Source organism: Runella sp. R5_40 (assembly GCF_057652295.1).
Map to the genome: position 1 here is coordinate 1 of NZ_JBYFCH010000092.1, position 307 is coordinate 307.

Consider the following 307-nt stretch of genomic DNA (forward strand, 5'->3'; position numbering starts at 1 on the left):
GAGAAGGGGCAAATGGCAGTGGGCAAGAGGCAAAAAGCAAAGGGCAAGGAGCAAATGGGCAAGGGTCGGATAACGGACAACAGATAACCGATAACGGCGCCTTCGCCACCGTTCTGCCCAACCCCGTCACGCATACGCTTCGCTTGAAAGTGCAAAATAGCAAGGGGCAAGCGGTGCAAGCGTCGTTGACGGATGCCGCAGGGCGTGAAGTATTGAGCCGACAATTTGTGCCCGAAACCAACACCCACCAAGAGGAGTTTGGGGTGAGTGCCTTACCGACGGGGATGTATTTCTTGAAGGTTTCGAC

General features: G+C 55.0%; 1 protein-coding gene. It reads left to right on the forward strand.

The genetic code is table 11. The features are described 5' to 3' along the window. Positions 1-307: T9SS type A sorting domain-containing protein (locus tag AC23N5_RS31540; RefSeq protein WP_487758580.1), on the forward strand; the 307-nt coding region annotated here is incomplete at both ends.